Below are 25280 nucleotides of genomic sequence, written 5' to 3' on the forward strand. Positions count from 1 at the left end.
GGTGACGACACCCGGGCGGCACAACCCCCGGTTCGCGGGGTACGACGTGCTCGCCCGGGCCGGCACCTGGGACGCGGCCACCTCCGGCGTCGTCCTCTCCCGCACGGCCGTCCAGCCGGACCTGCGGTTCTTCACCCTCGCCGAGGAGGCCGTGGCCCGCCCGCTCTTCGACCACCTGCTCGCGCAGTGGGACGAGCCCCGGGTGCCGGTCCTGCAGATGGTCGACGCCCGCCTCGCCGAGATGCAGACCGACGGCTGGCGGTTCGCCGACATGCCCGAGGACGACGAGGCGTGGCGGCGCTCGCTCGCCGGCCTGGACGACGACGCCCGCGCCCTGCACGGCGCCCCCTTCGGCGGCCTCGCGCGCGAACGGCAGGCCGCGCTCGTCCAGGCCGTGCGCGACACCGGCTCCGCCCGCTGGCACGGCATGCCGGCCGGCCACGTGTGGGGCCTGTGGACGCGCTACACCGCGACGGCCTACTACTCCCACCCGTGGGCCTGGAACGAGATCGGCTTCGGCGGCCCGGCGTACCCGCGGGGCTACGTGAGGCTCGGCCTCGGCCAGAGGGAACCGTGGGAGGTCCAGGACCAGCACCCGGTGGACCCCGTAACGGATTCCGAGCAGGTTGTGGGCAGTCGTTCCGCCGGGGCGGAACGGGTGGGCACAACCGACCACCGGGCCGCCCCCGGCCGCCGGCGCGGCCCCGCGGCAGCGGCCCGCGCCGCGGCCGGCACCCTGCGGCTCACCACAGCACCCACCGGCCGCCTCCGCGCCCGCAACGCCTCCGCCTGGCTCCTGCCCCGCAGCGACCAGCGTTTCGACCGCGCCCTCGTCGACGGCATGCGCCGCTACGAGGACGGCGACGAGGTGGACCTCGTCGTCGTCGGCTGCGGAGCCGGCGGCGCCACCCTCACCCAGCGCATGGCCCGGCACGGCTGGTCCGTGGTCTGCCTGGAGGCGGGCCCGTTCTGGAACCCGGACACCGACTGGGTCAGCGACGAGGCCGGCTCGCACCACCTGTACTGGACGGAGCCGCGCGTCGTCTCCGGCACCGACCCGGTCCCGCTGGGCGCCAACAACTCAGGCCGCGGCGTGGGCGGTTCGACCACGCACTTCGCCGGCTACGCGCCCCGCTTCCACCCTTCCGACTTCGCCACGCTCACGGGCGACGGGGTCGGCGCCGACTGGCCGCTGCGCTACGCGGACCTGCGCGCCTCCTACGAGCGGATCGAGCAGGAGCTGCCGGTCGCCGGGCAGTACTGGCCCTGGGGCGACCCGCACCCGTACCCGCACGCGCCGCACCCCGTCGGCGGCAACGGCGAGGTGTTCCTGCGCGGCGCCGCCGCGCTCGGCATCGGGGCGCGCGTGGGCCCGGTCGCCATCGCCAACGGCCGCTTCGGCAACCGCCCGCACTGCGTCTACCGCGGCTTCTGCCTGCAGGGCTGCAAGGTCAACGCCAAGGCGTCCACCCTCATCACGCACGTGCCCGACGCGCTGGCCCACGGCGCGGAGATCCGCGCTGACTGCATGGTCACGGGCATCGAGCTCGACGCGCAGGGCCGCCTGGCCACCGGCGTCCGGTACCTGCGCGAGGGCAGGGAGCGCTTCCAGCGCGCCCGGGCGGTCGCCGTCGCCGGCTACTCCCTGGAGACGCCCCGGCTGCTGCTGAACTCCGCGTGCCGCCGCTTCCCCGAAGGGCTGTGCAACGACTTCGACCTCGTCGGGCGGTACGTCATGGTGCAGGGCGCGCCGCAGACCTCCGGCCGGTTCACCGAGGAGATCCGGGCCTACAAGGCGCCGCCCCCGGAAGTGTCCTCGGAGGACTACTACGAGACCGACCCCGCCAAGCCGTACAAGCGCGGCTTCTCCCTGCAGACGGTGTCCCCGCTGCCCATCGTCTGGGCGGAGCACGTGTCGGCGCAGGGCCACTGGGGCGAGGACCTGCGCACGTACATGCGCGACTTCGTGCACTGGGCGACGCTGGGCGCGCTGTGCGAGCTGCTGCCCCTGCCGGACAACCGCGTCACCCTGTCGCAGGAGAAGGACCGCTACGGCCTGCCCGTCGCCCACTTCTCGTACAGCCAGTGCGACAACGACCGCATGCTCATCCGCGCCGCGCAGACCGTCATGGAGGACGTCCTGCGCGCGGCCGGCGCCACCGAGGTGATCACGATCAACCGGTACGCGCACCTCGTCGGCGGCTGCCGGATGGCCGCGGGCCCCGAGAGCGGCGTCGTGGACGCCGACCTGCGCACCTTCGCCGTGCCCAATCTGCTGGTCACCGACGGCAGTGTGCTGCCCACCCAGGGCAGCGCCAACCCGGCCCTGACCATCATGGCGCTCGTCGACCGCGCCGCCGGCCGGCTGGCGGCCGGGCAGCGCAGCGGTCTGCGCGCGCCCGCGGGAGCCCCGCGGTGAGCGGCCCGGGCCCGGACGGCCCGGTCGTCGAGGGCGTGACGGCGGCCGTCTACACGGTCCCCACCGACGCGCCCGAGGCGGACGGCACCCTGACCTGGAACTCCACGACCCTCGTGCTCGCCTCGGTGCACTCCGGCGACACCACCGGGACCGGCTGGACCTACGGCTCCCCGGCCACCGCCGACGTGATCACCGATCAGCTCGCGGACGTCGTCGCCGGCCGCCGCGCCTTCGACGTGCCGGCGGCCAACGAGGCGATGAGCCGCGCCGTGCGCAACACCGGCCGGCCGGGCCTCGTCGCCGGCGCCCTCTCCGCCGTCGACATCGCCCTGTGGGACCTCAAGGCCCGGCTGCTCGGCCTGCCGCTCGTACGGCTGCTCGGCGCGTGCCGCACCGACGTGCCCGTCTACGGCAGCGGCGGCTTCACCACCTACGACGACGCGCGCCAGGACCGCCAGCTGCGCCACTGGACCGAGGAGCTCGGCATCCCCCGCGTCAAGATCAAGATCGGGGAGTCGCGGGGCGCCGCGGAGGACCGGGACCGCTACCGCGTCGCCCACGCCCGCCGCAGCATCGGCGACCGCGTGGAGCTCTACGCCGACGCCAACGGCGCCTACACCGGCAAGCAGGCCGCACGGCTGGCCCGGCACCTCGACGCCCACGGCGTCGTCTGGTTCGAGGAACCCGTCTCCTCCGACGACCTCACCGGCCTCGCACGGCTGCGCGACACGGTCCTGCCCGACGTCGCCGCCGGCGAGTACGGCTACACCCTCTCCTACTTCGGCCGCATGCTGCAGGCCGGCGCCGTCGACTGCCTCCAGGCCGACGCCACCCGCTGCGGGGGCATCACCGTCTGGCTGCGGGCCGCCGCCCTGGCCGAGGCGGCCGGCATCCAGATCTCCGCGCACTGCGCCCCGCACGTCCACGCCCACGCGGCGGCCGCCGTGCCCAACCTGCGCCACCTGGAGTGGTTCCACGACCACACCAGGATCGAGTCGCTGTTCTTCGCCGGAGCCCTCGACCCGGGCGGCGGATCCGTACGCCCGGGCGCGGAGGGCACACCGGGCCACGGACTCGTGCTGCTCGCCGGCCGCGCCGAGCCGTACCGGGTCCGCTGACCCGCACGGACGACCGCACCGGTCGCCGCCTCCCCAGGGACCCCGAGGGAAGGAAGACCATGAGCCAGACCGTCGTCATCACCGGCGCCAGCGCGGGAATCGGCCGCGCGACGGCCCGCATGTTCGCCCGCAAGGGCGCCCGCGTGGCGCTGCTGGCCCGGGGCGAGGCCGGGCTGGAGGCCGCCGCGGCCGACGTCGCCCGGCTGGGCGGCAAGGCCCTCGTCCTGCCCGCCGACGTGGCCGACCCCGCGCAGGTGGACGCCGCGGCGAGTGCCGCCGAGGAGGCGTTCGGGCCGATCGACGTCTGGGTCAACGCGGCCTTCACCTCCGTCTTCGCCCCCTTCACCCGGATCACGCCCGAGGAGTACGAGCGCGTCACCGCCGTCACCTACCTCGGCTGCGTCAACGGCACCCGGGCCGCGCTGCGCCGCATGCTCCCGCGCGACGCCGGCACCGTCGTCCAGGTCGGCTCGGCGCTCGCCTACCGGTCCGTGCCCCTGCAGTCCGCCTACTGCGGCGCCAAGCACGCCGTCAACGGCTTCACCTCCGCCGTACGGACCGAGCTGCTCGCCCGGCACAGCCGCGTCCACGTGACGGTCGTGCAGATGCCCGCGGTCAACACCCCGCAGTTCTCCTGGGTCCTGTCCAGGCTGCCCAACCACCCGCAGCCCGTCCCGCCGATCTACCAGCCCGAGGTCGCCGCCCGCGCCGTCGTGCACGCCGCACGGCACCCCCGGCGCAAGCAGTACTACGTCGGCGCCTCGACCCTCGCCACGATCCTGGCCGACAAGGCGGCCCCCGCCCTGCTGGACCGCTACCTGGCCCGGACCGGCATCTCCTCCCAGCAGACCGACGAGCAGGCACGCGCGGACCGGCCGCACAACCTGTGGGAGCCGGTGGACGACGCCGGCGGCGGCGACTTCGGCGCGCACGGCGCCTTCGACGAGCAGTCCCACGCGCACTCCCCGCAGGCGGCCGCGGCCCGGCACCCCGCGCTGCTCCCGGCCGCCGCCCTGCTCGCCGCGGGCGCGGCGGCCCGCGCGGCCCTGCGCCGGCACAGGCGCGGGAGGCCCGTACGCGGTGCGTGACGGCCGGGCGGCCGGATGTTTCCCGCCCGGGTGTTTCCCCCGCGTCCCCGTGGATACCCGGGGGCCGAAGCCCCGCCCTCCAGGAGGACACCCCCGATGACGGAATACGGCTACTTCCTGTCCACCGAGGAACACGGCCCCGCCGACCTGGTCGAACAGGCGCGCATGGCCGAGCAGGCCGGCTTCACCTCCCTGTGGATCTCCGACCACTTCCATCCCTGGAACTCCGAGCAGGGCCAGGGCCCCTTCGTCTGGTCGGTGATCGGCGCGCTCTCGCAGGCCACCTCGCTGCCCGTGCGGACCGCCGTCACCTGCCCGCTCATCCGCATCCACCCGGCCGTCGTCGCCCAGGCGGCCGCCACCGCCGCCGTCCAGCTCGACGGGCGCTTCCGGCTCGGCGTGGGCAGCGGGGAGGCGCTCAACGAACACATCCTCGGCGGCGCCTGGCCGCAGGCGGCCGTACGGCTGGAGATGCTGCAGGAGGCCGTCCAGGTGATGCGGCTGCTCTTCGAGGGCGGCGAGGTCAGCCACCACGGAAAGCACTACACCGTCGAGAACGCCCGGCTGTACACGGTCCCCGAGGAGCCCGTGCCCATCGACGTCTCGGCGTTCGGGCCGACCGCGACCGAGCTGGCCGGGCGCATCGGCGACGGCTTCCTCACCATGGCCCCGGACGCCGAGGCGGTCGACCGCTTCCGGCGCAGCGGGGGCGGTGCCAAGCCCGCGCACGGCGGGCTCAAGGTGTGCTGGGGCACCGACCGCGACGAGGCCGTCCGCACCGCGCACCGGCTGTGGGCCACCGAGCAGCTCCCCGGCGAGCTGGCGCAGATCCTCCCGACTCCCCACCACTTCGAACAGGCGAGCGAGCTCGTTCCGGAGGAGCGCGTCGCCTCCGCGGTGACCTGCGGGGACGACCTGGACGCCCACCTGGCCGCGATCGGCGCCTACACCGACGCCGGGTTCGACACCGTCTACATCAACCAGATCGGCCCCGACCAGCGCGGCTTCTTCGACTTCTACCGCAGCAAGGTGCTGCCGCAGCTGCCGGACTGAAGGGCCCGCCCCGGACCCCACGGGAGGAGACTCCATGACCATGCGGATCGCGTTCCTCGCGGCACCGGAGGGTGTCGAGCAGATCGAGCTGACCGACCCCTGGCAGGCCGTCATGGACGCCGCCGGAGCGCCGCGGCTGGTGTCCACGAAAACGGGCCGCATCCAGGCCTACCACCACCTGGACAAGGCCGACGCGTTCGCCGTCGACGAGGACGTGGACACGGCGCGCACCGGCGACTTCGACGGCCTGGTCCTGCCCGGCGGCGTCGCCAACCCCGACTTCCTGCGCATGGACGACCGGGCCGTCGCCTTCGTGAAGGCCTTCTTCGACGCCGGCAAGCCCGTCGCCGCCATCTGCCACGCTCCCTGGACCCTCGTCGAGGCGGACGTCGTGCGCGGCCGCACCCTCACGTCCTGGCCGAGCCTGCGCACCGACATCCGCAACGCGGGCGGCACCTGGGTGGACGAGGAGGTCGCGATCTGCACCGCGGGCCCCAACACGCTGGTCACCAGCCGGAAACCGGCCGACCTCAAGGCCTTCTGCGCCGCCGCGCTCGCCGAGTTCCGCAAGGCCGCGGGCGCCTGATGCCCGGTCCGGGGCCGGAGGGCTACGACGCGGGCCCCTTCGTGCCCGAGAAGGCGGACCTGCGCCGCCTGCGGGAGGCCGCGGCCGGCTGCCGGGGCTGCCCGCTGTACCGCGACGCCACGCAGACCGTCTTCGGCACCGGCGAGGCATCTGCCCGCGTCGTGCTCGTCGGTGAACAGCCCGGCGACCAGGAGGACCGCCAGGGAGAGCCGTTCGTCGGCCCCGCCGGAGGCGTCCTGAAACGGGCGCTCGCGGAGGCCGGCATCGACCCCGCCGAGGCCTACGTCACCAACGCCGTCAAGCACTTCAAGTTCGAGCGGCAGGAGCGCGGCAAGCGCCGCATCCACAAGACCCCCGGCCTGCGCGAGATCAGCGCCTGCAAGCCCTGGCTCGCCTCCGAACTGCGGCTGATCGACCCGGAGGTGGTCGTCGCCCTCGGCGCCACGGCCGGCAAGTCCCTGCTCGGCCCGTCGTTCCGCGTCACGCAGCAGCGCGGCGTCCCGCTGCTGCTGCCCGCGCCGGACGGCACGGGCGAAGGGGACGAGAGTGAGGGGGCGGGGGCGCTCGTGGCCACCATCCACCCGTCCGCGGTGCTGCGCGCGGACGCCGCGGCCCGCGCCGAGGCCTACGCGGGCCTGGTGTCCGACCTCGGCGTGGCGGCCCGGCTGCTGCGCGGGTGACGCGGGTGAGCACACGCGTTTTCCTGCGCGGGAGCGGACTCGCGCGACATGCTGAGTGCATGTCCGATCACAGCGAGCGAGTGCCGGGGTACCGGCAGATCAGGATGGCCGCGCCCGACGCCCCGGTCGCCGCCCTGGCGGACGAGGAGGCGTGGCGGGCCCGGGACGCGTACCCCGGCATCCTCGGTGGCGGCGGGCCCGTCTTCGGCGTGGCGCGCGAGCGCGAGGAGGGGGGCTGGGAGGTGCTCACCCGCTTCGCCGACCCCGCGCCGCAGGACTCCCGCGACACGATGGCCGCCCTCTTCCGCCGGGCCGCCCGCGACGCTGAGGCCGCCGGCGACGAAGCCGCCCGCGATGAGTACCTCGCCGCTGCCGGACAGCTGGACTGGGAGGCCGTCGACGAGATGACCGTCCGGGGCGTCCGCCACCGCGTCGTGCGCGCGGAGCAGTTCATCCGGACGGGCCCCGACGGGCCCGAGCCGCCGCGCCCCTCCGACCCCGACCCGGCTCCGGTCGGCCGCTCCCACGAGGTGCCCGACCCCGTCCGGGGAATGGTCATCGACACCCTCCAGGCCACCGGCATGTCCGAGGGCATTCTCAAGGTCGAGCTGCTGTCCCTCGTCCGCGGCCCGGGCGGCACGCCCGCCGGCGCGCGGGCCGACTCCCTGCGGGCCGCCTCCACCCACCCGGGCGGCGTGCTGCTCCCCGTCACCTACATGATCGCGGAGCGGTCCGGCGACGGCGAGTGGGAGCCCGTGACCGGCGGCTGCCACACCCCCCAGGGCGCGCGCGACGCCCTCGCTCTGGACCTGCGGGTGATGGCGCCGGTGCTGCGCAGGCTGGACGAGGCGGAGCGCGAGGAGTACGCCCGGGCGGCGGACCGGCTCGACGCCGAGCGCGGCCCCGAGGCTGCGGTTGCCGGGCGGCGCTTCCGCGTGGTGCGCATCGAGCGGCTCGTGCGCATCGGACCGGACGGCCCGGAGGGCCCGCGCCCCTCCGACCACGACCCGCAGCCCCCTGTCAAGGTGCACGACCAGCAGCTGCGCGAGGAGGGCCTGGTCCCCGACGAGGAGGACGACGAGTACGGCGAGGAGACAGAAACCTGCCCGGAGGTACGCGAGATGATGGCGCTCGCCGAGAAGGAGCGCGAGCGCAGACGGCGCATCGAGGAAGCGGGATAGTGCAGGATACGGCGGGGCCCGGCAGCGCGGGGCCCGGCCTTTCGTGCCTAAACTGGTGACGTGCAGAGGGGGGTTGGCAGAGGATGAGTGACGAGAGGGGCGGTCCGGAACGGCGCCGCCTCACGGTGGCGCAGAAGCTCGACCACCTGCTCAAGATGCGTGCCGGGCCCAGCGAGAACGGCAAGCCGTCCTACAAGAAGCTGGCCGCGGAGATCGCCGCGCAGTCGGGCGAGACCTTCTCCAGCGTGTACCTGTGGCAGCTGCACCGCGGCGAGCGCACGAACCCGACACTGCGCCACCTGTGCGCGATGGCCTCCTACTTCGACGTGCCCGTCTCCTACTTCACCGAGGACGACGTGGCCCGGCGCATGATCGACGAAGAGGTCCTGGCCGGCCGCGAGCTGGACCAGGCCATGGCGGAGGCGGGGGTGAGCGCGGTCTACCTGCGCGGCGACCTCGCGGCGCTCTCCCCGGAGGGGAAGCGGATGGCCGCCGACATGATCCGCCAGCTCCGCGAGCTGGAGCAGGGGACGCGGCGCCCCTAGCGCGCGCCGGGCCCCGGCCCGCCCCTCCCACGGCCGGAGCCCCGCCCCGGCCCTCCGGCCAGGACCTTGCAGGCGGGGGATCCCACGAGCCACGGACGCCGCACGGCAGGCGGCGTCCGTGGCTCCGTCATGCCGGTTGAAATGCCCCAACTCTCAAGTTAGGGTCACCTCTTGTGTCGCCATAAGCTACGGTGAACCAATCATTGGTCAGTTTGTTCATACGAGTTAACGTCTTCGACTTCACGGTCCGGCCTCCTGAGACACATCACTACCCACGGCATCACGGCAGCAAAGGCCGGGCCGGTAAACGGGGGACCCGGGGGAGTGGCATGCAGCTCCGGGACGGCCCGCCGCCTTACGGGGAGGGCACGCGTGCACGACATCCTGAAGGCCGCCGGCGCCGGCCGCGGCCAGAGCATCCTCATCGAAGGCACGGCCGGCATGGGGCGCACCAGGCTCCTGCGCCACGCCATGGACCAGGCCGGCGAACACGGCCTCCACCTGCTGTCGGCGCGGGCCCGCGCCTCCGAGCAGGACGTCGAGTACAGCGTCGCGCAGCAGCTCATCGCCGGCGCCCGGACCCTCCTGGCGGGCACCGCCCCGGAAGCGGACGGCCCGGTCACCTGGGAGGCCCACCAGGGCTGCCCGGCCCCCTACGCCGCACACCCCGCGCCCGGCTCCGCGGCGCTCCACCCGCTCGCCCGGCTGCTCTCCAGCGGCACCCCGCTGATGCTGGCAGTCGACGACCTCCAGTGGGCCGACACGGCCTCCCTGCGCTGCCTCGGCTACCTGATGGCCCGTCTGGAGAACACCCCGGTCGCGGTCGTCGCCACCGTCGCCCTCGGCGAGACCCCCGGCGACCCCGTCCTGGCCGAGGTGCTCTCCTCCTTCCGCCACCGCACGCTGTTACGGGGACTCTCCGCCGAGGACACCGCCCGCGTCGCCGCCGACGCCTTCGCCGCCCCCGACCTCGCCCCCGACTCCGCCGAGGCCGCCCCCGACCTCCGCTTCGTGGAAGCGTGCCGCACCGCCACCGGCGGCAGCCCGTACCTCCTCGAAGCCCTCTTCCGCGTGATGCGCCTGCACGGCCTGCGCCCCGACGCCCGGGCCGCGGACCGCATCGGCGACCTCGCCCCGGTGGAGGTCGCCGACACCCTCCTGCCGCGCTACGACCGGGCCTACCCCGGCGCCGCGGCGGTGCTCCAGGCCGTCGCCGTCCTGGACGGCTCCGCCACCACCGCCGTGATCGCCCGCCTGCTCGGCCTGGACGCGCTCGGCGCGGCCGACGTCGTCGACTCCCTCGTCCGGGCCGGCGCCCTCACCGGGGAGGACGGCGTCGTCCGCTTCGCCCGGCCCGTCCTGCGCACCGCCGTCCTGGCGCGCGTTCCGCCCAGCCGCCGCGACGCCCTGCACGCCCGCGCCGCCCAGCTGCTCCACGAGTCCGGCGCCCCCGCCGAGCGCGTCGCCGCCCAGCTCCTGCGCGTGCGCAGCACCCTCGGCCTGCACTGGACCTGCACCGTGCTGTACACGGCGGCCGGCGAGGTCATGCAGCGCGGCGACACCGGCCGGGCCCGCGCCTACCTCCACCGCGGCCTGGAGGAGTGCGAGGGAGCGTGCCGGGGCAAACTCCTGCGAGCCCTCGGCCGGATCGAGCTCGCCGCCGACCCCGCCGCCGCGGTGGAACACCTGCGGAGCGCCCTCGCCCTCGAACCCGACGCCGACTGCCGCGCCGACATCCGGCTGTGCACCGCCCACGCCCTGCAGCTCCTGGGCCGCCCCGAGGAGGCCGAGCGCGTCCTGCTGGAAGGCGTGGCCGAGGCCCGCGGCGCCGAGGAGGACACGGCGAGCGTCCTGCGGGCCGAGCGCTGCCTGCTGCGCGAACTGAACGCTGTCGACACGGTCGTTGACGCGGTGGTCGAGGCGGACTGCGCCGGGGCCGCCGAGCCGCTCCCGCCGGCGGCGACGGCGACCCCCGGCGAGCGCCACACCAGGCTCAGCCTCGCGGCCTTGCGCTCCTCGCGCCGCGGCGAGGGGCGCGACCGCGCCGTCCACCAGGCCCGGCAGGCGCTGCAGGAGGAGCACGTCAGCCTCGACTGGCGCATCGCGACTCGCACGGTGCCCCTGCAGGTGCTCGCCCGCGCCGACGAGCTGGACCTCGCCCTGTCCGAGTGCCGCGCGCTGCTGGACCGCGCGCGGGCCGAGGGGTCGCGGACGCTGCTCACCATCGCCCACAGCATGCGCGCCGAAGTGCGCTACCGCTCCGGGGACGTGGCCGGCTGCCTGGAGGACGCGCGGGCGGCCCTGGAGCCGGCCGGGGCCTCGCCCTGCGGGCACTGGAGCCGCACGGGCCAGGCGATGGCGGCGGTCGTCGCCGCGCTGCTGGAGACCGGCGAGCTGCGGGAGGCCAACCGGGCGCTGAGCGACTTCGGCCTGGACGCCGACGTGCCGGAGGGCGCCCACTTCGCGGCCCTGCTCTTCCATCGCGGGCGGCTTCGCGTGGCCTGCGGCCATCCGCAGGCCGGCCTGGCCGACCTGCTGGAGTGCGGCCGCCGGCTCGGCGCTGCCGGGCAGCTCAACCCGTCCGTGCTGTCGTGGCGTTCGGAGGCGGCCCTCGTCCACGCGGCGCTCGGCGAGCGCGACGCCGCGCTCGCCCTCGTCGACGAGGAGCTCGGCCGGGCCCGCCGGTGGGGCGGCCGCCGGGCGACGGGCCGGGCCCTGCGGGCGGCGGGGCTGCTGGCCAAGGGCCTGGGCGGCGAGGAGGCGCTGCGGGAGGCCGTCGAGGTGCTGGAGGACTCCGCGGCCCGGCTGGACCTGGCCCGGGCGCTGACCGACCTCGGCATCCTGATGCGCAAGTCCAGCCGGCTCGGCGAGGCGCGCGAGCACCTGCGGCGCGCGCAGTCCCTGGCCGAGCAGTGCGGGGCGGCCGTGCTGGCCCAGACGGCCCGTCAGGAGCTGCTGGCGGCCGGGGCCCGGCCGCGGCGGCCGACCGAGGTGGGCATCGACGCCCTGACCCCGACCGAGCGGCGCGTCGCGCTCATGGCGGTGGCCAAGTTCACCAACCGGGAGATCGCGGCGAAGATGTTCGTCACCCAGCGCACGGTGGAGCTGCACCTGAGCCGCGTCTACCGCAAGCTGGCCGTGACGGGCCGCTCCGGCCTCGCGGAGTACTTCGCGCGGCCGGAGAGCGGCTCCGCGGCCTCCGACCGGCCGGAGTGCGCCGCGGAGCCCGCCGCCTGGTCGGGCGCCCGCGCCGGGTGACCGCCCGGCGCGGGCGCGCGGCGCCCCTCAGGCGCCGCGGCCGGCGAAGCCGAGCCGTTCCTCGACGGCGATGCCGTACCAGTTCAGCTGCCGCACCTTGTCCGGGTTGCTGGTCAGCAGCCTGACCCGGGAGACGCCCAGGGCCCGGAGCATCTGGGCGGCCGCGTGGTAGTCGCGGGCGTCGTCGGCGAGGCGCAGGCCGTGGCCCGCGGCGCCGGCGCCGCGGCCGCGGTCCGCGGCGCTGTACGCGTCGAGCTTGTCGTAGAGGCTGACGTCCCTGCGGCCCTGGCCCTCCTGGCGCAGGTAGAGCAGGATGCCGCCCTCCTCGGCCACCCGCTGCAGCGACTCGTCCAGCCGCGGCCCGCAGTCGCACCGGCCCGAGCCGAGGACGTCGCCGGTCAGGCACTCGGAGTGGACCCGGACCAGCGGGACGGCGGGGTGGCGGGTGTAGGACACCGCGATGTGCTCCAGGCCGTCGGAGAGCCCGTCGAAGGTGATGACGTGCGCGGTCTGCCAGGAGCCGTCGGCCAGGTGGAGCGGGATCTCCACCCGGGACCGGACGCGGGCCCCGCCCCGGCGGCCGCCCGCCGGGGCCGGCGCCTCGCGGTTCAGCACGTCGCCGTTCAGCACTTCGGGCACTGTTCCTCCCAGGGAGATGCTTGCGCGCCCGGCGCGTCACTCGCACCGGTCGCTCCAGCATCGCCAACGAAGCCGCCGCGGACAGCACGGACCGGCCCGGTACAGCGACCGAAGCTTTTCCGCGTCGCGTACCGAACCGGATCCGTGCCGGGGCGGGATACGGCCGTTGATCAGGCCGTTCGCTCCGATTCCTGGAGCGGTGCCGAGGCTGCCGGCGCCTCCCCGGAGCCGCCGTCGCCCTCGCCGGTGCGCCTGCGGACGGCGGTCCGCAGGCCGGCGGCGATGCCCAGGAGGGCGCACGCGGCGGCGATGACGTAGATGATGCCCAGCCCGCGGCTGTCGGCCCAGTCGTGCGAGGAGCCGTAGGCGGTGATGGCGGTGCCGAGGCCGGTCATCACGGCCACGGACAGGGTCTCGCACAGCTGCAGGCTCGAACTGGCCGAGCCCTCCTTGCCCTTGGGCGCCAGCGACAGGACGATCGTGGTGACGGCCGGGTAGACGAAGCCCATGCCGAGGCCCGCGACGGCCCAGCCGACGATGGCGAGCGGGACGCTCTTGAGGTCCGTGCCGACGGCCAGGGCGATCAGCGCGTCACCGGCCACGAGGAGGACGAAGCCGAGGACGACGCGGGCGTGCCGGCCCTTGCCGCCGCTGCGCGTGTCCAGCTTCGCCTGCAGCCAGGCGCCGCTGACCCAGGTGAGGGCGCCCGCGGACAGCGCGAGGCCGGAGCCGAGCGTGCTGAGGCCGAGGACGCGGGTCATGCTGAGCGGGAAGAAGGACTCGCCTCCGTAGTAGGCGGCGCTGACCAGACCGCGCACGATCATGCCCGCGGGCATGCCGCGGCGGACGGTGAGCGTGCCCGCCGGGAGGAGCTTGTTCAGCACGGGCAGCGTGATCGCGACGCCGGCCACGACCAGCGGCACCAGCACGGCGATGTTGCGGTTCTCCAGGCCGGCGAGGAGCGCGCCGACGCCGAGCACCAGCAGCACCGTCATCGGCAGCCGGTTCTCGCCCGGCGTGCCGTCGCCGGTGGGCTTGAGCCCCCGCATCGCGGGCAGGGTGAGCAGGGCGGCGACGGGCACCAGCGGGACGAGGATCAGGAAGACCACCCGCCAGTTGGTGGCGCTCGCGATCGCGCCCGCGACGGCCGGGCCGAGCAGCGCGGGCAGCGTCCACGCCGAGGCCACGAGCGCGAGCATCCGGGCGCGCAGCGCGTCGGGGTAGGCGAGGCCGACGATCAGGTAGGCCAGGGCCAGCACGCCGCCGACGCCCAGGCCCTGGAGGATGCGGCCGGCGAGCAGGACCCACCAGTTGCCGGCGATCGCGGCGACCACGCAGCCGATGACGAAGACGATGAAGGCCTGCACGTACGGGCGGGTGGGGCCGCCCTTGTCGGCGCCCTGTCCGGCGGCGATGGTGCCGAAGAGATTGGCGAGCATGAACGCGGTGAACGCCCAGCCGAAGAGGTGGACCCCGCCGAGGTCCTCGGCGGCCTCGGGCAGGACCGTGGCGACGCCCAGCCAGAGGAAGGCCACCAGCGTGACCGACGTGATCAGTCCTAATGACAGCGCGCGGTAGCGGGGGGAGAGGACGCCGCCCTCGGCAGGGTCTGCGGCGGGCGCCCCGGTGTTGTCGGTCATCGGACCTCCGAACCAGTTCTACATAGGCAATTTCCTATTTAGGAGATCCACTATATAGGCGCTGTTTGATAACCTGTCAACGTGAGAGAACCAGTGGAGGACAAGACGGACGTCGCCATGCTCCGGGCGCTCGGACACCCCGTGCGGCTGGGCATCATGCGCGCGCTCGCGGCCGAACCCGAGACGTGCGCCTGTGACTTCACCGACCTCTTCGAGGTCACCCAGCCGACCATCAGCCAGCACCTGAAGGTGCTGCGCGAGGCCGGCCTCGTGGTCACCCGCCGCCGCGGCACCCAGATCTGCTACTCGGTCCGCCCCGAGGGGCTCGACCGGCTCCACGAACTCCTGACGGCCATTCAGCCGCCCCGGCTCGCCGCGGCCGGCTGACCTGCCGGGCCCGCCCCGGTGCCCGCGAGGACACCGGGGCCGGCCGGGTGCCTTCAGCGGACCGCCTCGAACAGGACGATGGGCGGATTGGCCGAGAACCCCTCCCAGTAAGCGGCCCCGAAGCGCGCCAGCGCCGCCTCCGGCACGTGCAGCGGCACCCACGACACCCGGGCGAACCCCGCCGCCGCGAACGCCGCCTCGTACACCTCCGGCCGGATCAGGCAGGTCTCGAAGGAGACCGGCGGCTCCAGCGCCGCGGTGACCCGGATCCGGGTGCCGAACGCCGAGGCCTCCAGCGGCTCGAAGGCGAAGCCGTACGGGTCGGGCCGCGGCCCGTCGAAGGAGAAGCGCGGGTTCTGCGTCACCCCGATGAACCGCCCGCCGCGCGGCAGCCGTTCGAAGGCGCCGCGGCACATGGCCGTCAGCGTCTCCTCCTCCCGCGCGTAGTTGAGCAGGTAGGCGGCGGTCACGACGTCGAAGCGGCCGAGGTCCGGCAGGTCCGCCGCGTCCGCGGCCACGTAGCGGGTGCCCAGCGGCGCCCGCTCCTCGGCCGCCCGCGCCGCCGCGACCATCGCCTCCGAGACGTCCGCCCCCACGACCCGGTCCGCGCCCAGCAGCTTGGCCTGACGGGTGTAGAAGCCGTCGCCGCACGCCAGGTCGAGGACGTCCAGCCCGGTCACGTCGCCCAGCAGGGCGAGGAAGCTCGCACGCTCGGGATGGACCGTGGGCAGCGACCGCGCGTCCTCCCAGCGCGCTCCGATCACGTCGTACTGCGCTGTGGTGCGCTCCTGGCTCATGGGGGGTCTCCTCCGGTGGGCGGGGCCCCGGCCGTGACCGGCCCGGGGACGGTGGTGGGGGCGCTCACCGCACCCCGGAGCCGGGCGTGCGGGTCAGCCCGGCCACGTCCTCGGGGCGCAGGGGGATGCGCGGCAGGTCGAGGCCGGTGGCGTCCCGGACGGCGGCCGCGACCGCGGCCGGGCTGGAGATGTTCGGCGGCTCGCCCACGCCGCGCACGCCGTAGGGAGCGTGCGGGTCGGCCAGTTCGAGCACGTCGACGTGCATCGGCGGCACGTCGTGGACGGTCGGGATCAGGTAGTCGGTGAACGAGGGGTTCTGCATCAGGCCGCCCTCGACCCGTATCTCCTCCATCAGCGCGAGCCCCAGGCCCTGCACGGTGCCGCCGTGGATCTGGCCCAGCAAGGCCTGCGGGTTGACGGCCTTGCCGACGTCCTGGGCGGTGGCGATCTCGACCGCCCGGACGAGGCCGAGCTCGACGTCCACGTCGACCACCGCCCGGTGCGCGGCGAACGCGAACTGGAAGACCGAATCGCCCTGCCCGGTGTGCGGGTCCAGGGGGAACGTGGGCCGGTGGTGCCACTCGACGGTCTCCTCGACGGCCTCGTCGCCCAGCACGTCGGCCAGCTTGCACAGTACCTGGCCGCCCGCGCCGGTGACCGCACCGCCGGACAGGCCCGTGGCGGTGCCGGGCCGCCCCAGCAGCCGGTCCGCGCGCTCCAGGACGCGGGCCCGGACGGCTTCCGCGGCCGCCTTGACGGCGCCGCCGGTGACGTACGTCTGGCGGGAGGACGACGAGGGCCCGGCCGAGCCGAAGGAGCTGTCCCCGAACTCCACCGCCACCTGCTCGACGCCGAGTTCGGTCCGCGCGATCTGGGCCTGCACCGTCACCACGCCCTGGCCGACCTCGGCCGCCGCGCTGGTCACCACGGCGCGCACCTGCCCGCCGGCGGACTCCAGCCGGACCCGGGCGGTGGAGTAGTCGTCGAAGCCCTCCACGAAGCCGACGTTCTTGAAGCCGACGGCGTAGCCCACGCCGCGCACGACGGACTCCCCGCGCGAGGCCGTACGGGCCAGGTGGGCGCCCTCGGGCGGCGCCGCGGGGGGCATCGGCCGGTCCCGCACCCGGCGCAGCAGTTCGGCGACCGGCGCCGGGTGGTCCAGGACCTGCCCGTTGGCCACCGCCGACCCCTCGGCCACCGCGTTGCGGACGCGCAGCTCCACCGGGTCCATGCCGAGCTCGCGCGCGAGGCGGTCCATCTGCGACTCGTAGCCGAAGCAGGCCTGCACGGCGCCGAAGCCGCGCATCGCCCCGCACGGCGGGTTGTTGGTGTAGACGACGCGCACGTCCACTTCCGCGTCCGGGACCTCGTACGGGCCGAGGGAGCACGTCGCGACGGTGCCGGCGACGGCGGGGGAACTGGAGGAGTAGGCGCCGCCGTCGAGGACGATCGAGGCCCTGACGTAGACGAGCCGGCCGTCGCGGGTGGCGCCGTGCTCGTAGGCCATCCTCGCCGGGTGGCGGTGCACGTGGCCGACGAACGACTCCTCGCGGGTGTAGCACATCTTCACCGGGCGGCCGGTGCGCAGGGCGAGCAGGCAGGCGTGCGCGTGCATCGACAGGTCCTCGCGCGCGCCGAACGCCCCGCCGACGCCCGCCAGGTGCAGCCGCACCTTCTCCCGCGGCAGGCCCAGGGCCGCCACGACCTGGTCGTGGTCCACGTGCAGCCACTGCGTGGCGACGTGCAGGGTCACGCCGCCGTCCGGGTCGGGCACGGCCAGGCCCGACTCCGGTCCCAGGAAGGCCTGGTCCTGCATGCCGACCTCGTAGACGCCGCGCACCACGACGTCGGCGGTGAGCGGTTCGCCGCGCGCGGCGCGGCCGCGCCGCAGCGGGACGTGGCGCAGGAGGTTGCCGCCCGCGTGCACGGCGGGGGAGTCCGGGGCGAGGGCCGCCTCGGCGTCGGTGACCGGCGGCAGCACCTCGTAGGCGACGCGCACCAGCTCCGCGGCGCGGCGGGCCGTCTCCGGGTCCTCGGCGGCCACGACGGCGACCGGCTCGCCCTCGTAGCGCACGGCGTCCACGGCGAGCACCGGCTGGTCGACGACCATCGCGCCGTGCAGGTTGCGGCCGGGCACGTCGCGGTGGGTCAGCACCGCGTGGACGCCCGGCAGGGCGAGCGCCTCCGCGGTGCCGACGGCGAGGATCCGGGCGCGCGGGTGGGGGCTGCGCAGCGTGGTGCCCCACAGCATGTCCCGCGCCTCCAGGTCGGAGGAGTAGGCGAAGGCGCCGCGGACCTTGAGCGGTCCGTCCGGGCGGGGTGCGCTGTCGCCGACCGCCCCGGGCGTGCGGCGGGAGTCCGGGGTGTGCGGGGTGTACGGGGTCACGGTCGGGCCTCCAGGGCGCGCGTGCGGTCGGCGGCCAGGCGGACGGCGTCGAGGATGTGCCGGTAGCCGGTGCAGCGGCACAGGTTCCCCGCGAGGGCGTCCTTGATCTCGGCCTCGCCGGGGTCGGGGCAGCGGCGCAGCAGGTCCTCGGTGGCCATGAGCATGCCGGGCGTGCAGAAGCCGCACTGCACGGCGCCGCAGGCGAGGAAGGCCTCCTGCACGGGGTGCGGCCCGTCCTCGCCGGCCAGGCCCTCGACCGTCTCCACGCTCCGGCCGTGGGCCTGGGGCGCGGGCACCAGGCACGCGCACACCAGCACCCCGTCCAGGTGGATTGAGCAGGAGCCGCACTGGCCCTGCTCGCAGGCGTTCTTCGCGCCGGACAGGCCGAGGCGCCGCCGGAGGACGGACAGCAGGCTCTCGGTGCCGGCGACGCCGTCGATGTCGTGCTGCTCGCCGTTCACCGTCAGCGTCAGGCGCACGGTGCCTCCTTCGCGCGCCGGTCCGCGCAGTAGTCGTCCCAGGCCCGGCCGAGGGAGCGGCGGGCCAGGACGGCCACCGCGTGCCGGCGGTAGGCGGAGGAGCCGCGCACGTCGTCGGCGGGGGAGGCAGCCGCGGCGGCCAGTTCGCCGAAGCGGGTCAGGACGCTGTCCGGGAGCGGCCTCCGGGACCGCCACAGCCGCCGCTCGGCGAGCTCCCCGGCCACGAACCCCTCGGCCTCGCACGCCGGCAGGGGCCGGTCCGCCGCCGCGCCGATGCCGGTGCCCACCCGGCCCCGCGAGGGCCACAGCGCCACCGCGAAGGAACAGGTCGCCACCACCAGGGCGCCGCGCCGCCCCGCCTTGGCGTAGCCCTGCGGGCCCTCCGCCTCGGGCACCCGCACGGCGCGGACCAGCTCGTCCGGCGCGCGGACCGTGCGGCCCGGGCCGGTGTAGAACTCCCGCACCGGCACCCGCCGGGTGCCGCGCGCGGACACCAGCTCCACCTCCGCGTCGCACGCCAGCAGCACGGGATGGACGTCGCCGCCGGCCGAGGCGGTGCCGAGGGCGCCGCCCACGGTGCCGCGGTTGCGGATCTGGCGGGAGCCCACCGTGCGGGCCGCCGCCGCGAGCCCGGGCAGCGGGCCGGCGAGTTCGTCGGCGAGCCGGGTGTAGGGCACGGTCGCCCCGAGCCGGACCCGGCCCGCCGAGCGCTCCCAGCGGGCCAGGGCGGGGATCCGGGTGAGGTCGACGGCGGCGGGCGGGCGCTCCCGGCCCCGGGCCAGCCGCACCATGACGTCGGTGCCGCCGGCCACGGGCACCGTGCCGGCGCGGGCGGCCATCGCGTGCAGCGCCTCGTCCAGCCGGTCGGGCAGGAGGAAGTCCATGGCGGCCGGCAGGCTCATGCGGCCCTGCCCTCGGTGCACTTGGCGCAGTGGAAGAGCGTCCACGGCGGGTTGGCCCGGAAGTCGTCCCAGTACGCGGGCCCGTGCTCCAGCTCCCCTTCGACGGACAGCCGCACCGCGTCCCAGGAGCAGTCGCAGAAGCCGGCGGCGGCGAAGGCCTCCTCGAAGGCCCGGCCGGACGGCAGGTAGGCGGAGAAGCTGATCCGGGGGTCGGTGTGCGCGGTGACGCGGATCCGGCCGTCGTGCGCCGGGTCCGGCTCCCGCTCGAAGGAGAAGCCGTACCGCTTCGGCAGCGGCCGGTCGAAGTCGAAGTCCGGGTGGGCGACGAAGGCCCGCAGCGCGCCTCCCGCGCGCAGGTTGCGGGCGCAGGTCCGGGCCATGCGCTCCAGCGCTTCGGGCGAGTCGGCGTAGTTGAACAGGTACGCGGCGAGCAGCACGTCGAACTCGCCGAGCCGCGGCAGCGCGGACGCGTCGCCCACGGCGTACTCGACGCCGAGGTGCGTGCGCTCCTCCGCCGCCCGGCAGGCCTCGATCATCTTCGGGGAGATGTCCACGCCGAGCACGCGGCCCGCCCCCAGCCGGCGGGCGTGCCGGGTGTAGACCCCCGTGCCGCAGGCGAGGTCGAGCACGTCCTTGCCCCGGACGTCCGCCAGCAGACCCAGCACGCTGGGCCGTTCCACGAACCACGTGAGCGGCAGCGTCTTGGACAGCTCGTAGTCCTCGCCGATCCGGTCGTACTGCAGGTCGTCGTGGGACGCGCGCGCCGCGCTGCCGTCCGCTGCATCGGCCATGGGGAGCCTCACCTTCTTCCGGAGCTGAGGACTCCAGATTCGGCCGCCCACCGGGTCCGCAGATCACGGAGCGGCCCGTAGCCTTCCCCGGAGCAATTGGGTGCCGGTACCGAGACGACAGCCGGCCGCCGCCGGGGGCGCGTGCCGCCGCCCGCCGGCGGCAGCACGCGTCAGGCGCAGGACTCGGCGGCCTCGGGCTCCGGCAGGTGCAGACACGCCGCGGGCGACAGCCGCTCGTCGTCCGCCGCCAGGCTCAGCGCCCGGCGGTCGGAGATCGACAGCTTGCGGTACACCCGGCTCAGGTGCATCTCCACGGTGCGCCGGGTCACGTACAGCCGCCCGGCGATCTCCCGGTTGGTGAGCCCCTCCGCGGCGAGCAGCGCGGTGCGGCGCTCGGCGGGGGTGAGCGAGGCGGGGCCGATCTCGGTGTCGCGGCGCGGGCGGGCACCGGCCTCGATCATGTCCTGGCGCAGCTCCTGGACGAGGAGGTGCGCCGCGCACTTCTCGGCCAGCGCGGCGGCGGCCCGCAGGTGCTCCCGGGCCTGCCGCGTCTTGCGGGTCCGCATCAGCTCGCGGCCCAGGTCGCGCAGCACCCGCGCCTCGTCGAGCGCGGCGCCCGCCTCCCGCAGCAGCTGGGCGGACTCCGCGAGGACCGCGGCCCGCTCCTCGCCGGGCCCGAGCAGGCCCGCGGCGCGCAGGGCGACGCCGACGGCGTGGGGCGCGCCGAAGTCCCGCGCGAGGGCCAGCTCCTCCCGGACGAGCCGCCGGGCCGCGTCCTCGTCGCCCAGCCGGGCGTGCGCCAGGGCCGCCTCGGAACGCCAGGGCCACAGCGCCGGGTTGGTCCAGCCCCGGTGCAGCAGCAGCCGCCCGCACTCCTCCAGGTCCGCGAGCCCCGGCCCGACCCGCCCCAGCGCGACCTGCAGCCGGCCGCGGTGGAACAGCAGCCCGGGCAGCGTGACGGCGGGCACCGCGTTCTCCAGCCCGGCCTCCAGGAGGACCCGCTGCGCCTGATCGAGGTCACCGGACTCGTACAGGGCGCTGCCCAGCCAGCCGCGGGCCGCGGCGGAGCCCAGCCACTCGCGCCCGGCCGGCTCCGGGCCCCGCTCCAGCGCGCCGTGCGCGGCCTCCAGGCACTCCGTCAGGCGGCCGGAGCGGAAGGCACATTCGGCGAGCACGGCCCGGGCGAGCGCCGCAACGGTGCGCGAGCCCTCCTCGGTCGCCGCGGTGAGCAGGGCCGCGCCGTGCTCCAGGGCCTCCTCGGCGGCGCCCGAGCGGGCCAGGACGAGGACGAGACCGAGCCGCATCAGGGCGTGGTCGTTGACGGTGGTGACCGGTTCGCCGAGCGCGAGGCGGGCCTGCTGGACCGCCTCGGCCCGCTGCGTGCCGCCCCACTGCGCGCCCATGGCCTGCGCCGCGGCCTCGGCGCGCCGCACCCACGGGCACCGGGCGACCTCGCTCAGCTGCGCGGGGAAGGCCGGAGCCGGTGCGCACGACGGCTTCGGACGGGCGCCGCGGCCTTCGAGGAGCTCCAGCAGTCCGCGTACGGCGCGGAAGCCCGCCCGCAGCTCCTTCGGGGCGCCGGAGCGCTCCAGCTCGCCGGACTCCTGCTCGACGATCCGCAGGGCCTCGGGGACGTCGCCGGTCATGGCGGCGGCCTGCGCCAGGTCCAGCAGGGCCATGGCGCGGTGCTCGGTGCCGCCCTGGATGAGGCCGACGGTGCGGCGCAGCCGGGCGACCGCGTGCTCGGGGCCGTCGGCCAGTTCGATGTGGCCGAGCCGGCGCAGCAGTCCGGGCTCCTCTTCCGGCCCGCACTCGGCGAGGCCGCGCTCCAGGCAGACGCGGGCCTCCGCGAGCGCGCCGCCGGCGAGCGCCGCGTCGGCCGCGTCCACGAGCAGCCGCAGCGCCCAGCGCTCGCCCAGGGGAGCGGAGGGCAGCAGGTGCGCGGTGATGCGCTCGCGGGGGGCGCTGCTCGCGTAGAGGGCCCTGGCGGCCTCCGCGTGCAGCCGGGCCCGCTCGCTGGGCGGCATCCGGGCCCGGAAGGAGGCCATGACGAGGGGCTGGGCGAAGCCGATGCCGTCCTGGCCCTCCGTCAGGACGCCCCAGTGCACGAGCCGGTAGAGCAGGTCCGCGGCCTCGCCGGCGCCGATGCCGGCGAGGTGGGCGACGAGCGGGGCGCTCGCCCCGGGCGCGACGATCGACACGGCGTCGAGCACCGCGCCGACCCGGGAGGAGCTGCCGTCGAGCCGGGTCAGGAGGGTCTCGGCGACCTCCACCGGGCCCAGTCCGGCCACCCGGTGCGCGGAGACGACGCCCGGCGCGAGGCCCGTGCGCCGCAGCTCGCGCAGCAGCGCCTGGAGCAGCAGCGGATTGCCGCCGGTGGCCGCGCGGCAGGCCCGTACGAGGCCGGGGTCGGCGTGCTCGCCCGTGAAGGCGGACAGCAGATAGGCGACGCTGTCGCCGTTGAGGCCCTGCAGCACCGCGCGGCGGTGGAAGAACGAGGCGACCCCGGCGGGGGACTCGGCGCTCTGCGGCCCGGCCCCGGGGCCCGCCGGCCCTGGGCGGTCCACGCCGAGGGTGGCCAGCAGGAAGACCGGCAGGCCTTCCAGACGGGCCGTCAGATAGCCGAGCCAGCGCAGCGACGGGGTGTCCGTCCACTGCAGGTCGTCGATCGCGACCAGCAGGGGCGCGCCGGCCGTGGCGGCCGTGATCAGCCGGTGCATGCCGGCGGCCTCCGCGTCCCCGTCGCCCGGGTCCTCCTGCGCCGGGTCCGTGCCGAGCAGGCACAGCAGCTGGTCACGCATCTGGTGCAGGACGCCGTGGGCCCGGCTCCGCTCGCCCGGTCTGGCGCGTGCGGAGACCGTCCCGAACCCCCTGCTCCGGGCGGTCCGCAGCGCGGCCCGCACCAAGTGCGACTTGCCGGTGCCTATGCCCCCCTCCAGCAGCAGGCTGGCCCCCATGCCGGCCTCCGCTGCGGACAGGCCCCCGTCCAGGGCCGTCATTTCGCTGTCGCGGCTCAGCAACAGTCTCTCCCTCCCCTCGTACCTGCCGGGCCGTCACGGCGCCCGGCCCCCCGCCGCCCCCCGTACGCCGGAACCCGTGCGTCAGAAACCGTCGAAGACCCCGTGCCGGTGGCGCTCGCGCCAGGCACCGGTGGCCACGCCCTTCAGGACGACCTCGACCACGTCCTCCGCGAGCGCCGCGGTCACCGGCAGGTGCCCGAAGAGCACCCGGTAGTACGTGCTGGACGCCAGCATGTCCAGCAGCAGGTCGATGTCCGCGTCGGGGCGGATGTCCCCCCGCCGGATCCCGCGTCGCAGCGCCTCGGCCGTCGAGGCCCGGCGCGGGTGGAAGAAGCGCTCCAGGAAGAGGGCGTCCAGCTCCGGCTGGTCGGCGAGGTCGGCCACGAGGGCGGGCAGCACGCGCCGCCCGAGCGCGGTGCCGAAGGCCTGGCTGAGGGTGCCGATCCCGGCGATCAGGTCGCAGTGGGTGCAGCCGGTGTCCGGGGTCGGGGCGGTGCCCATCGTGGTGACCAGCGCGTCTACGACGAGGTGCTGGCGGGACTGCCAGCGCCGGCGCAGGGCGGGCTTGCTCGTGCCCGCACGGGCGGCCACCGCCTCAAGCGTCAGGTTCCCGTAGCCCGACTCGTTGAGGAGCTCCATCACCGCGGCGGGCACGGCTGCGTCGATGCGGCCGTCCCGCGGCCTGCCTGTGCGCTGCTGGCCGGCCTCGCGCTCTTCGGCCACCGCGCCGTTCGGGGTGTTCACCATGCGGCCAGTATAGGTAATCTGCTATTAATTACGTCCCGGAACGGAACGAAACTTGGGAGGTCGTTGTGTCGCAAGATGTGAACGAGAGGACGGAAGGGGCCGGTGAGCCGCTCGCGTCACCTGTCGCGGAGGGGGGCACGCCATCCTCGGCCGAGGTGCCGGCCGGGGGATCGGAGAGCGTGTTCGGCGGGGCCTACCGCGCGCTGACGCTCGGCGTCATCCTCTCCGTGAGCATGGTCGCCTTCGAGTCCCTGGGCGTGGCCACGGTCCTGCCCGACATCGCGAAGGACCTCGACGGCCTGGGCGCCTACGGCTGGGGCCTGTCCGCCCTGATGCTCGCCAACATCATCGGTACGGTGGTCGCCGGCCGCGCCGCCGACCGAAGCGGTCCCGTGCGCTCGATGGCCATCGGCATGCTGGTCTTCGCCGTCGGCTGCGCCGTGGCGGGCGCAGCGCCCACGTGGCCGCTCTTCCTGCTGGGCCGGGCGCTCCAGGGCCTCGGTGTCGGTGCTGTCATGAGCATGGCCTACACGGTGATCGGCCTCGCGTACCCCGAGAACCTCAGGGCCCGCATGTTCGCCCTGCTCTCCTCCGCGTGGACCATCCCCTCGCTGATCGGCCCCGTGATCGCCGGCACCCTCGCCGACTTCACCAGCTGGCGCGGCGTCTTCCTGCTGATGCTCCCCCTGATCGCCATCGCCGCCCTCCTCACCCTCCCGGGCCTGCGCCGCCTCGAGCGCCCGGCCGGCACCGCCGGCAGCAGCGCCCCCGCGGGCCCCTGGTGGAAGAGCCCGCTCGCCGCCAGCATCCTGCTCACCGCCGGCACCGCCCTGCTCCTGCAGGCCCTGCTGCTCAAGAACATCGTGCTGCTCGTCGTGCTCGCCCTCGTCGGCATCGCCGTCGCCGTGCCGACCCTGCGCCAGGTGACCCCCGCCGGCACGCTCAGCCTGCGTGCCGGAGTCGGTGCCGGCATCGGCATCCGCTTCCTGCTCTGCGGCGTCTACTTCGGCAGCGAGGCCTTCCTCCCGCTCGGCCTGCAGGAACTGCGCGGCGTGAACGCCTCCCTGGCCGGCCTCGGCCTGTCCGCCGGCGCCATCACCTGGGTCGTCGGCTCCGCCTGGCAGGCCAAGCGCGACGGCAAGGGCAACGGCCGCACCGGCAGCGTCACCATCGGCTTCACCATCCTCTTCGCCGGCCTCGTCGTCATGGCCGCGGCCGTCCTCGTCGAGGCGATCCCCCCGCTCGTCGCCATCGCCGGCTGGGCCCTCGGCGGCATCGGCATGGGCATCGGCTTCAACGCCGCCACCACCGACACCCTCGAACAGGCCCCTGCCGAGCAGCAGGGTCTCGTCAGCGGCTCCCTGCAGCTCGCCCAGACCCTTGCGACCGGTCTGATCTCCGGCATCGGCGGCGCCGCCATCGCCATGGCCCACCAGCACGACTCGACCACCCGGGCCGGGCTCCTGTTCACCTTCGTCATCACCGCGGTCCTCGCACTGGCCGGCGTCCTCGTCTCCCGGCGCCTGCGCCCCGCCCGGGCCGCCTGACGCCCGGGAACCAAGCA

Annotated in this window: 20 protein-coding genes; 11 read left to right on the top strand and 9 right to left on the bottom strand. The window is 75.5% G+C overall.

What is annotated here, in order from left to right; translation table 11 throughout:
• Nucleotide 1: 1 nt before the first annotated feature.
• The 9 genes from IF61_RS36235 to IF61_RS0107880 all read left to right on the top strand — a co-directional run bounded on the left by IF61_RS36235 (nt 2) and on the right by IF61_RS0107880 (nt 11928).
• Entirely contained in the window at nt 2-2419 is a 2418-nt protein-coding gene (locus IF61_RS36235) for a GMC family oxidoreductase (RefSeq protein WP_211264844.1), read from the top strand.
• A complete protein-coding gene (locus IF61_RS0107845) occupies nt 2416-3537 on the top strand; it encodes an enolase C-terminal domain-like protein (RefSeq protein WP_030365533.1) in 1122 nt (373 codons plus the stop codon). Before IF61_RS36235 ends, IF61_RS0107845 begins: the two co-directional genes overlap by 4 nt.
• Before the next feature lie 59 nt (nt 3538-3596).
• Complete coding sequence (locus IF61_RS0107850) at nt 3597-4625, top strand: SDR family oxidoreductase (protein WP_030365534.1); 1029 nt, start codon at nt 3597-3599, stop codon at nt 4623-4625.
• Between the two features lie 96 nt (nt 4626-4721).
• The gene (locus IF61_RS0107855; RefSeq protein WP_030365535.1) at nt 4722-5678 is read left to right on the top strand and encodes a TIGR03557 family F420-dependent LLM class oxidoreductase; all 957 of its coding nucleotides are present in this window, start codon (nt 4722-4724) and stop codon (nt 5676-5678) included.
• Nucleotides 5679-5718: 40 nt separating this feature from the next.
• Nucleotides 5719-6264 (top strand): type 1 glutamine amidotransferase domain-containing protein, encoded by a 546-nt coding sequence (locus tag IF61_RS0107860; RefSeq protein ID WP_030365536.1) that lies wholly within the window; start codon nt 5719-5721, stop codon nt 6262-6264.
• A complete protein-coding gene (locus tag IF61_RS0107865) occupies nt 6264-6944 on the top strand; it encodes a UdgX family uracil-DNA binding protein (protein ID WP_030365537.1) in 681 nt (226 codons plus the stop codon). Before IF61_RS0107860 ends, IF61_RS0107865 begins: the two co-directional genes overlap by 1 nt.
• Before the next feature lie 59 nt (nt 6945-7003).
• Entirely contained in the window at nt 7004-8125 is a 1122-nt protein-coding gene (locus IF61_RS0107870) for a DUF5954 family protein (RefSeq protein ID WP_030365538.1), read from the top strand.
• 83 nt (nt 8126-8208) lie between these two features.
• On the top strand, nt 8209-8670 hold the full coding sequence (locus tag IF61_RS0107875) for a hypothetical protein (protein ID WP_030365539.1): 462 nt from the start codon (nt 8209-8211) through the stop codon (nt 8668-8670).
• Nucleotides 8671-9042: 372 nt separating this feature from the next.
• Nucleotides 9043-11928 carry a helix-turn-helix transcriptional regulator gene (locus tag IF61_RS0107880; protein ID WP_052392491.1) on the top strand — a complete coding sequence of 962 codons (2886 nt, stop codon included), beginning with the start codon at nt 9043-9045 and terminating at the stop codon, nt 11926-11928.
• A 27-nt stretch (nt 11929-11955) separates the two neighbouring features.
• Here the strand turns inward: IF61_RS0107880 and ribA are convergent, their stop codons facing one another.
• Together ribA and IF61_RS0107890 are read right to left on the bottom strand one after the other, a co-directional pair.
• Nucleotides 11956-12567: a GTP cyclohydrolase II RibA gene (ribA, locus tag IF61_RS0107885; RefSeq protein WP_245684439.1), complete on the bottom strand. Its 612-nt coding sequence runs from the start codon at nt 12565-12567 to the stop codon at nt 11956-11958.
• Between the two features lie 170 nt (nt 12568-12737).
• Nucleotides 12738-14207, bottom strand: coding sequence for an MFS transporter (locus IF61_RS0107890; protein ID WP_030365542.1), 1470 nt, complete (start codon nt 14205-14207; stop codon nt 12738-12740).
• Nucleotides 14208-14288: 81 nt separating this feature from the next.
• Between IF61_RS0107890 and IF61_RS0107895 the strand changes: the two genes are divergently transcribed.
• Nucleotides 14289-14594 carry an ArsR/SmtB family transcription factor gene (locus IF61_RS0107895; RefSeq protein WP_342667976.1) on the top strand — a complete coding sequence of 102 codons (306 nt, stop codon included), beginning with the start codon at nt 14289-14291 and terminating at the stop codon, nt 14592-14594.
• Nucleotides 14595-14647: 53 nt separating this feature from the next.
• Here the strand turns inward: IF61_RS0107895 and IF61_RS0107900 are convergent, their stop codons facing one another.
• The 7 genes from IF61_RS0107900 to IF61_RS0107930 form a co-directional block, all read right to left on the bottom strand.
• Nucleotides 14648-15391, bottom strand: coding sequence for a class I SAM-dependent methyltransferase (locus IF61_RS0107900; protein ID WP_030365544.1), 744 nt, complete (start codon nt 15389-15391; stop codon nt 14648-14650).
• A gap of 64 nt (nt 15392-15455) precedes the next feature.
• On the bottom strand, nt 15456-17777 hold the full coding sequence (gene pucD / locus IF61_RS0107905; RefSeq protein ID WP_043188199.1) for a xanthine dehydrogenase subunit D: 2322 nt from the start codon (nt 17775-17777) through the stop codon (nt 15456-15458).
• Entirely contained in the window at nt 17774-18256 is a 483-nt protein-coding gene (locus IF61_RS0107910) for a (2Fe-2S)-binding protein (RefSeq protein WP_030365546.1), read from the bottom strand. The genes pucD and IF61_RS0107910 overlap by 4 nt, the downstream gene beginning before the upstream one ends.
• Entirely contained in the window at nt 18247-19140 is an 894-nt protein-coding gene (locus tag IF61_RS0107915) for an FAD binding domain-containing protein (protein WP_030365547.1), read from the bottom strand. Before IF61_RS0107915 ends, IF61_RS0107910 begins: the two co-directional genes overlap by 10 nt.
• A gap of 14 nt (nt 19141-19154) precedes the next feature.
• Complete coding sequence (locus IF61_RS0107920; protein ID WP_052392494.1) at nt 19155-19949, bottom strand: class I SAM-dependent methyltransferase; 795 nt, start codon at nt 19947-19949, stop codon at nt 19155-19157.
• A 170-nt stretch (nt 19950-20119) separates the two neighbouring features.
• Nucleotides 20120-22969 carry an AAA family ATPase gene (locus IF61_RS0107925; RefSeq protein WP_157848558.1) on the bottom strand — a complete coding sequence of 950 codons (2850 nt, stop codon included), beginning with the start codon at nt 22967-22969 and terminating at the stop codon, nt 20120-20122.
• Nucleotides 22970-23050: 81 nt separating this feature from the next.
• Nucleotides 23051-23716, bottom strand: a complete 666-nt coding sequence (locus IF61_RS0107930) for a TetR/AcrR family transcriptional regulator (RefSeq protein ID WP_043188202.1) — start codon at nt 23714-23716, stop codon at nt 23051-23053.
• Nucleotides 23717-23895: 179 nt separating this feature from the next.
• On the opposite strand from IF61_RS0107930, the gene IF61_RS0107935 reads away from it, so the two are divergent.
• The gene (locus tag IF61_RS0107935; RefSeq protein WP_043188355.1) at nt 23896-25263 is read left to right on the top strand and encodes an MFS transporter; all 1368 of its coding nucleotides are present in this window, start codon (nt 23896-23898) and stop codon (nt 25261-25263) included.
• Nucleotides 25264-25280 lie beyond the last annotated feature (17 nt).

The organism is Streptomyces roseoverticillatus (assembly GCF_000719265.1).
GTDB classification, from domain to species: domain Bacteria; phylum Actinomycetota; class Actinomycetes; order Streptomycetales; family Streptomycetaceae; genus Streptomyces; species Streptomyces roseoverticillatus.

Excerpts from the sequence above, each read along its gene's own strand:
- IF61_RS0107870 (WP_030365538.1), top strand. The coding sequence starts at position 7,004 with ATGTCCGATCACAGCGAGCGAGTGCCGGGGTACCGGCAGATCAGGATG.
- IF61_RS0107850 (WP_030365534.1), top strand. The coding sequence starts at position 3,597 with ATGAGCCAGACCGTCGTCATCACCGGCGCCAGCGCGGGAATCGGCCGC.
- IF61_RS0107855 (WP_030365535.1), top strand. The coding sequence starts at position 4,722 with ATGACGGAATACGGCTACTTCCTGTCCACCGAGGAACACGGCCCCGCC.
- IF61_RS0107920 (WP_052392494.1), bottom strand. The coding sequence starts at position 19,949 with ATGGCCGATGCAGCGGACGGCAGCGCGGCGCGCGCGTCCCACGACGAC.
- IF61_RS0107875 (WP_030365539.1), top strand. The coding sequence starts at position 8,209 with ATGAGTGACGAGAGGGGCGGTCCGGAACGGCGCCGCCTCACGGTGGCG.
- IF61_RS0107865 (WP_030365537.1), top strand. The coding sequence starts at position 6,264 with ATGCCCGGTCCGGGGCCGGAGGGCTACGACGCGGGCCCCTTCGTGCCC.
- IF61_RS0107930 (WP_043188202.1), bottom strand. The coding sequence starts at position 23,716 with ATGGTGAACACCCCGAACGGCGCGGTGGCCGAAGAGCGCGAGGCCGGC.
- IF61_RS0107915 (WP_030365547.1), bottom strand. The coding sequence starts at position 19,140 with ATGGACTTCCTCCTGCCCGACCGGCTGGACGAGGCGCTGCACGCGATG.
- IF61_RS0107900 (WP_030365544.1), bottom strand. The coding sequence starts at position 15,391 with ATGAGCCAGGAGCGCACCACAGCGCAGTACGACGTGATCGGAGCGCGC.
- IF61_RS0107860 (WP_030365536.1), top strand. The coding sequence starts at position 5,719 with ATGCGGATCGCGTTCCTCGCGGCACCGGAGGGTGTCGAGCAGATCGAG.
- IF61_RS0107890 (WP_030365542.1), bottom strand. The coding sequence starts at position 14,207 with ATGACCGACAACACCGGGGCGCCCGCCGCAGACCCTGCCGAGGGCGGC.